Raw genomic sequence first — 1,466 nt, forward strand, 5'->3', positions numbered from 1 at the left:
GGGTCTTCCGGAAAATCTGTGGGTGAAAAATGATTATAGCCGGTTCCATAGTCCTACGCTGCGCGCAAGCCCAATGTCGGCATAAACTCGCTGCGCTCGGCCCTGCGAGCAGGGCGCTTTATACGACATTGGGCTTGCGCTTCGCTGCGGCCGATGGATCGAGGGAGCTTGTTCTTTTCCTTCGGAAAAAACGTGGTGTTTTCCTTTGGGCTGGAAAGGCGCACCGGCGCCCCCGCATCGTAAGGTGTGAAAACAAACGTCAACAAAGGACGCCGGTGCTTCTGAAGAGCTTGCTCAACAAGGTCTACCGGCTCAAGGGTTTTGTCTACCTTAACGTCGCTTTCGCTGGGGCCAAGGGCTGCGAGCGAATCGTCGCCGAGATCGCCCCGCGCAAGGGCTCCAGGCCCGTCTGCTCGCGGTGCGGCTCCAAGGCGTCGGTCTACGACACAGCCGGCAAGGCTCGCCACTTCCAGTTCGTTCCCCTGTGGGGGCACCAGGTCTACTTCGCCTACCGGATGCGGCGGGCGGCATGTCCGCATTGCGGGCCGACGGTGGAGCGCGTGCCCTGGGCCGACGGCAAGAGCCCGCTCACCAAGCCCTACGAGCAGTTCCTGGCCCGCTGGGCAAAGCGCTTGAGCTGGAAGCAGGTCGCCGAGGCGTTCCGAGCGAGCTGGGACTCGGTCTACCGCTCGGTGAGCCGGGCGGTGGCCTACGGACTGGAGCGGCGGGAGCTCGGAGGCATAGAGGCCATCGGCGTGGACGAGTGGTGCAAGGGCAAGGGGCACGACTACGTCACGCTGGTCTACCAGATCGACGTCGGCCGTCGCCGCCTTCTCCATGTCTGCGAGAAGCGCACGGCCGACTCGCTGCTGAGCTTCTTCTCGATGCTCGGCGAGAGTCGGGCGGGGAGCATCCGCTACGTCTGCTCGGACATGTGGAAGCCCTACCTCAAGGTGATCGCCGACAAGCTGCCCCGCGCGATTCACATCCTCGACCGTTTCCACATCGTCGCCAATCTCAACAAGGCGCTCAACGAGATCCGCGCCGCCGAAGCGCGCAAGCTCAAGGCCGCAGGCTATGCCGAGACGCTCAAGCACACCAAGTTCTGCTTCGCGAAGAATCCCGAGAACCTCACCGACAGGCAGAAGGCCAAGCTCGACGACGTCCTCAAGCTCGACCTCAAAAGCGTCAAGGCCTACCTGCTCAAGGAGTCCTTCCAGATGCTCTGGCGCTACGAGAGCCCGCGCTGGGCGCGCTGGTACCTCAGGAAGTGGTGCTTCAGGGCGGCCCGTTCGAAGCTCGAGCCGATTAAGAAGTTCGTCAAGAGCGTGCGCAAGCACCAGGACCTTATAATAAACTACTTCGAGGCGAAAAAGGCCTTTTCCTCGGGGATCGTAGAGGGCCTGAACCGCAACGTGAATCTCGCTACCAGAAAAGCGTACGGATTTAGAACCTATAAAGCGCTG

General features: G+C 61.6%; 1 protein-coding gene. It reads left to right on the forward strand.

The genetic code is table 11. From position 1 onward, the window contains the following. Positions 1 to 275 precede the first annotated feature (275 nt). Positions 276 to 1,466 (forward strand): ISL3 family transposase (locus QEH53_RS23710; protein WP_309025717.1); only part of this gene is annotated, 1,191 nt, incomplete at its 3' end.

Source organism: Pelagicoccus sp. SDUM812002 (assembly GCF_031127835.1).
GTDB lineage: Bacteria > Verrucomicrobiota > Verrucomicrobiia > Opitutales > Opitutaceae > Pelagicoccus.